Here is a 5,726-nt window from a genome sequence, read left to right as displayed (position 1 = left end):
TTATCGTCGATAACATGCAACAAGCCAGCCAGGCTGTCGTTAATGTACTTCGCCAGACGCTCAGCGTTAGCGGAGTGTTGTAACCAGTTGCCTACGGCCTTAGCTGGATGACTACCTGAAACCAGCGATTCAATGGCATCCTTGTGGAAAAATTTGTCTTTAACAAATTCAGCAAGATTCTGTGCAATAACCGTCTGATTATTAGCCACAATATTGGTATGCGGAATCGGATGCGATGACGGGATCGGCCTGAACAACGCACTAACAGCAAACCAGTCTGCCAACCCGCCCACCAGCGCGGCTTCACTGATCATCTTGGTTAATTGGAGCCACCATAGCCCACCAACGTCAGGCCATAATGTTTGCGTTACGGTAATCGCTATAAACACGCAGGCAGCAACCAACAGACAGGCTGTTGCCTGACGTTTGGCACGTGAAAGCTGCTTGGCTTTATTAACATCCATCATTAGTAGTTATGCTTTTCGTTTTACATTAACGCGCAGCAGACAAGCTTTCAGGTGAATAGTATTCAACCACACCGCTTTTCCCCACACCAATACATCCGGCCCCGGTTTTACAAGCCAGGCTCCAAATGTTGCTGTTGCTGATATTTTGCCAGCGCGTACTGCCTGGGGAAAGCAAATATACCCCCTGCGGATTGCTGATCACTACACCAGGCAGCGAGTCATTTTGGCTATGGAAATACAATGCTGAACCATAAATCGCCCCGTTTAACGCCGGGGTGGGCAATGCCTGCCATTCAGCTTTATTAGTATCGAACTTAAATGCAGCGGCAGCTTGTTGGTGTTTCAGGCTTCCCCCAAAGGCATACAGCGTATTGTGACTGAGCTGAATACTAAAAATACCCGCCGCTTCGCCGCCTTCGAATAACGCAGCGAATCGCTGCCAGGGTTGATTCTGTTGTTTAAGTAACAACCCTGGTTGCAGGCTGTTTCCTGTGCCGATAGCAACCCAATCCCCCATTGCCGCCACACAGGTTCCGCTGGACGCAAAGCCCCCTTCCGATGCCTGCGCGGTAACTGGCATCACCTGGCGCGTCCAGTCCTTACCGCTATTGTGAGTATGTAAGATATACAAACCTTGCTTATCCGAATCACCATAAAGCCAGCCCTCACCCTGCTCAGTAAACGCCATGCAGTCAAAAAATACATGCTCATGCTCACCCTGCTTCACTAATTGCCAGTTAGCGCTTTGTATTTTTTCGTCATTTGCCGCTAAATAATAAAGCCTGGACTGCGCGCCCTCTCCCGCGCTCATCAACACTATACTGCCATCGCGAAACCATTGATTGTCGCGAAATTGCAATGCCTCAGTGTCGGGCGGCAGGCTGAGTTTAGTGAACTGCTTGCCGTTGTTTGTTGAGAGGTACGCACTGCCGTGTGTACCAGATACCAACACGGTGTTGTTTGTCCAGGTTACCGCCTGAAAGCCCGCTTTTTCGTCCAAAACGGTGGACGTAACCGCGGCTTGTGCATTCCCAGTAGTTAAAGCAATCAGGCTAAACAAGACGTTACGAACGGTTGACTGCCGTTTGCTGGGCTTACTTCTATTTACGGACATATATTTTGAACTTTAAACGATAATGTTGATACTGTGCCACACTCTGGCAGCGATGAGAACGTATCTCTGTTATAGTATCGTTATTGTAATACAAATTATCAGCATCGAATTTATACTGTACATGGCTAAACCCAAACCCCTTGTAGACATTGTTACTTATGGTATCCACTCAAAGTGGGACGCCGACGACAAAGCCCTGCCTAAAATTAAAACCTTTACCTATCAGGTCCCGCTGGAACTGGATATAGAATTTGGTTTTATTGTTAACATCAAACGCGCCAAAAACAGCAAAGTACGCTATTGCATCTATCACCCGGATATCCCGGATGAGGATGGCATCCCCATGCCCCCCTTTGATGGCGAGGAATATGTACGCTCAAACAATTGGGACTTTTACCTTGGTGATACGCTGTGGGAGCCGCTAGAAAACAAAGTTGGCGACTGGCGTATGACACTGGAACTGGACGGCAAACTCATTGCTGACAAAACCTTTACCGTGGAAGACGATTTACCCTACGACGGCGCACAATTCTGGCAAAGGGGTAAACCCAAACTGCGCCGCTAATAGCTGTGTTTGCCTGCCAGTAAAGCGGGCAATGCTGCACCGAAATGAATCACTTCACCAATGCCATTCCAAAGGTAACTTTATATATCGTATAAAATTCAACTGCATAGCCGTTACTTATTGAGGGAACAAAGCTTGCTACACCTTACAAAAGCTTACCCAGACTAATAATAAAAGGAAGTCGTTTATGCAGGCATTTATTGAAGGTATGCCCAAAGCAGAACTTCATGTTCACATTGAAGGCACCCTGGAGCCAGAACTCAGTTTTGCGTTAGCAGAAAAGAACGGGATTGAACTACCTTTCGACAGCCCCGAGGCCCTGATTGCGGCCTATGATTTTCATGATTTGCCCTCGTTTTTAACTATTTATTACGCCGGTATGAGTGTCCTTGTGGATGAGTCTGATTTCTACAAACTCACCTGGGACTATCTGGAAAAAGCCGCAGCCCAAAATGTAGTGTACGCTGAAATATTTTTTGACCCACAAGGCCACACTACTCGTGGTGTGGCGTTTGAAACCGTGATCACCGGCATTCGCAAAGCCCAGGTTGATGCAGAGCAGCAATTGGGCATTCGAAGCCAGTTAATTATGTGTTTTTTGCGCGATATGTCAGCAGAATCCGCCATGGAACACCTGCACATGGCTAAACCCTACCTTGACTGGCTGATAGGTGTTGGACTGGATTCCGACGAATTCAACAACCCTCCAGTGAAGTTTAAAGACGTATTTGCGCTGGCCAAACAATGGGGCCTGAAACTAACGATGCACTGCGATGTGAATCAGAAAAATACCTTAGAGCACATTCGCCAGGTAATTGAAGACATTGGTGTTGACCGAATCGATCACGGTGTAAATTCACTGGAGTCAGAAGAGCTGTGCGCACTAATAGTGGAGAAAAAGCTCGGACTGACTGTGTGTCCGGTGTCTAACCAGTTCGTAGTACAGTCCTTAACCGCTAAAGAAATTCGCACCATGCTGGACAAAGGCATGCTGGCTACAATTAACTCAGACGATCCTGCCTATTTCCGGGCCTATATGAACGAAAACCTGATAGCGTTACAACAGGAAGGTGACTTTACCCGATCAGAGCTTAAAACCCTGATGGCTAACGCCTTTAATGTAACCTGGTTACCCGACATCGACAAAGCTGCCTATTTGGCGAAACTGGACGCATATCAGTAACAAAATGGCATAAATTATTGATGTGGAATAACACTGGCGTTAAATAAAAGCTGGTATTAGTGTAAGCCACATTTGATTAACCCGTATTGATATAGCGTTGGAGTTTTCATGAGTTTACCGTCTCCGTATTTGTTGTTTATTGGCGATGCCACCGATCCGCTGAGTATTAAAATGGCGAAGAGTGCAGCCGACTGGAGCCCGGAAAAGTGCGTTGGCGAGTTTGCGTTACCCGGTTGTGAAGTGAGCACCGGGCACCCCCGGTTATCAATACAGGAAGGTGTTAGTAAAGGTGCAAAAGCCTTTGTGTTGGGTTTTGCAAACAGCGGCGGTGTGTTGGATGCACACCTGGTGAAGCCCATTATGGAAGCCCTTGACGCGGGTCTGGATATAATTAACGGTTTGCACGACAAAGTTGCCGACATTCCGGAAATCGCAGAAAAGGCCCAGGCTTTGGGACGCCGACTCATTGATATTCGCCACCCAACTACCAAGTTTAAAACCGGTAAAGGCAACCCGCGCGCGGGCAAACGCCTGTTAACCGTTGGCACCGATTGTTCAGTGGGAAAGATGTACACAACACTGAGTCTGGCTAAGGCCATGCAAGCAGCTGGCATGAAAGCAACATTCCGGGCTACGGGGCAAAGCGGTATTTTAGTGGCGGGAGCTGGCGTTGCGGTTGATTGTGTAGTGTCTGACTTTATTGCGGGTGCCGTTGAAGCATTGTGTCCTGCAAACGACGAAGATCACTGGGATCTGGTTGAAGGCCAGGGTTCACTGTATCACCCTGCTTTTGCCGGTGTGAGCCTGGGACTTTTACATGGTGCACAGCCCGATGCACTGGTGATATGCCACGCGTTAAAGCGCGAACACATGCGCGGAATACCCGGCCGCCCTCTACCCAGCCTTCAACAGGTTATCGATATGAATTTGGTTTGCGCCAAAGTGACCAATCCCAATGTACGTGTGATTGGCGTATCGGTGAATACCTCAGCGGTATCCGAGCAGGAATCATTGGATTATTGCGCTACGGTTACGCAAGAGTTGGGTTTACCTTGTGTTGATCCAATTCGTCATGGCGTGCAGCCGCTATTGGAGTTATTAGTATGAGTTTACGCTTTGTCGCGTTCTCTGAATCGTTTCCACTGGCCCGGGAATTTCGTATTTCCCGTGGTGCAAAAACCCAGGCCGATGTCGTTACTGTTATTATTACCGATGGCCACTATTTTGGTTGGGGGGAATCGGTGCCTTATGCACGCTACAAAGAGAGCATTAGCAGTGTATTGGCGCAACTAGAGAGCGTTAAATCCGATATCGCGGGTATCAAAGACACCAACGAGTTACTGGCTTTACTACCAGCAGGTTCAGCGCGCAATGCGCTGGATGCTGCGCTATGGGATTTACGAGCCAAGCAAACGGGTAAATCTGTGTATGCGTTAGCCGGTGTGCCGGAAGTTAAACGTTGTTATACCGCCCAAACCCTGAGCATTGACACACCAGACAATATGGCCAGGCAAGCGCAGGAATTAAAACAAGCACCGTTAATTAAAATAAAGCTCGACAATGAACTCGTACTGGAGCGATTGGCAGCTATCAGCCAGGCATCACCCAAGAGCCGCCTGATTGTAGATGCAAATGAAGGCTGGAGCCCGTCACAATTAAACGAATGGCTACCCGAACTTAAAGCATTAAACGTCGCGCTTATTGAGCAACCAGTACCCGACACAGAAGATGCATCCCTTGCAGGCTTGAACCCGGATATTTTGTTGTGTGCCGATGAATCCTGTCACACCAGTGAAAACATCGACACCCTGGCCAAATATTACCAGGCAGTCAATATTAAACTGGATAAGACCGGCGGTCTTACCGAAGGGATCCGCACCCTCAAAAAGGCCAAAGATGCGAATATGCAAGTGATGGTTGGCTGTATGGTAGGGTCATCGCTGGCAATGGCTCCGGCGTTTTGCCTGTGTGAATCGGTACAGTTTGTAGATTTGGACGGTCCGTTGCTGGTTGCCAAGGATCGAGACGATGGATTTGCATTTGATAATGGCCGTATGCAACAGCCATCACCATTTTTGTGGGGCTTACCTGGTCAATACGGCCAACAATTCCTGGCTAAGCGCTGGCAGGCACTCCATGAAGAGGAAACGCTATAGGTACCCCTTCAAGGGTCACCTTCAAGGGTCACCTTCAAGGGTTAACCCAGGTTTTCGCCTGCCATCTCTAACAATAGCGACCATTCTTTTTCGGTCACCGGCATAATCGACAGCCGGTGCCCTTTTTTCACTATGCCCAGCTCCGTAATAGCTGGATTGGACTTGATTTCCTGCAAACTCAACACATGTTTAAATTTCTTGCGAAATTTGACATCTACACTTATCCAGCGCGGCGACTCTG

At 48.2% G+C, this 5,726-nt stretch carries 7 protein-coding genes; 4 read left to right on the top strand and 3 right to left on the bottom strand.

Annotation, left to right across the window (positions count from 1 at the left end; genetic code table 11):
* Positions 1-467 (bottom strand): DUF445 family protein (locus ACLR2L_RS18440; protein WP_413370275.1); only part of this gene is annotated, 467 nt, incomplete at its 3' end.
* A 25-nt stretch (positions 468-492) separates the two neighbouring features.
* Positions 493-1,581 carry a hypothetical protein gene (locus ACLR2L_RS18435; protein WP_413370273.1) on the bottom strand — a complete coding sequence of 363 codons (1,089 nt, stop codon included), beginning with the start codon at positions 1,579-1,581 and terminating at the stop codon, positions 493-495.
* 121 nt (positions 1,582-1,702) lie between these two features.
* On the opposite strand from ACLR2L_RS18435, the gene ACLR2L_RS18430 reads away from it, so the two are divergent.
* The 4 genes from ACLR2L_RS18430 (at position 1,703) to dgcA (ending at position 5,485) form a co-directional block, all read left to right on the top strand.
* Positions 1,703-2,146 (top strand): DUF3859 domain-containing protein, encoded by a 444-nt coding sequence (locus ACLR2L_RS18430; RefSeq protein ID WP_140956779.1) that lies wholly within the window; start codon positions 1,703-1,705, stop codon positions 2,144-2,146.
* A gap of 187 nt (positions 2,147-2,333) precedes the next feature.
* On the top strand, positions 2,334-3,329 hold the full coding sequence (gene add, locus ACLR2L_RS18425; protein WP_413370271.1) for an adenosine deaminase: 996 nt from the start codon (positions 2,334-2,336) through the stop codon (positions 3,327-3,329).
* A 108-nt stretch (positions 3,330-3,437) separates the two neighbouring features.
* Positions 3,438-4,436, top strand: a complete 999-nt coding sequence (gene dgcN, locus ACLR2L_RS18420; RefSeq protein WP_413370269.1) for an N-acetyltransferase DgcN — start codon at positions 3,438-3,440, stop codon at positions 4,434-4,436.
* Positions 4,433-5,485 (top strand): N-acetyl-D-Glu racemase DgcA, encoded by a 1,053-nt coding sequence (gene dgcA, locus ACLR2L_RS18415; protein ID WP_413370267.1) that lies wholly within the window; start codon positions 4,433-4,435, stop codon positions 5,483-5,485. Before dgcN ends, dgcA begins: the two co-directional genes overlap by 4 nt.
* 41 nt (positions 5,486-5,526) lie before the next feature.
* Here dgcA and ACLR2L_RS18410 read toward each other — a convergent pair.
* A partial coding sequence (locus ACLR2L_RS18410; RefSeq protein WP_413370265.1) for an EVE domain-containing protein occupies positions 5,527-5,726 on the bottom strand: 200 nt, incomplete at its 5' end.

Origin of the sequence: Alteromonas sp. AMM-1, from assembly GCF_047290655.1 — a bacterium.
In the GTDB taxonomy this organism is placed as follows: domain Bacteria; phylum Pseudomonadota; class Gammaproteobacteria; order Enterobacterales; family Alteromonadaceae; genus Alteromonas; species Alteromonas mangrovi.
Note: the sequence above shows the minus strand (reverse complement) of the source record. Positions and strands in the feature narration are given on the sequence as shown.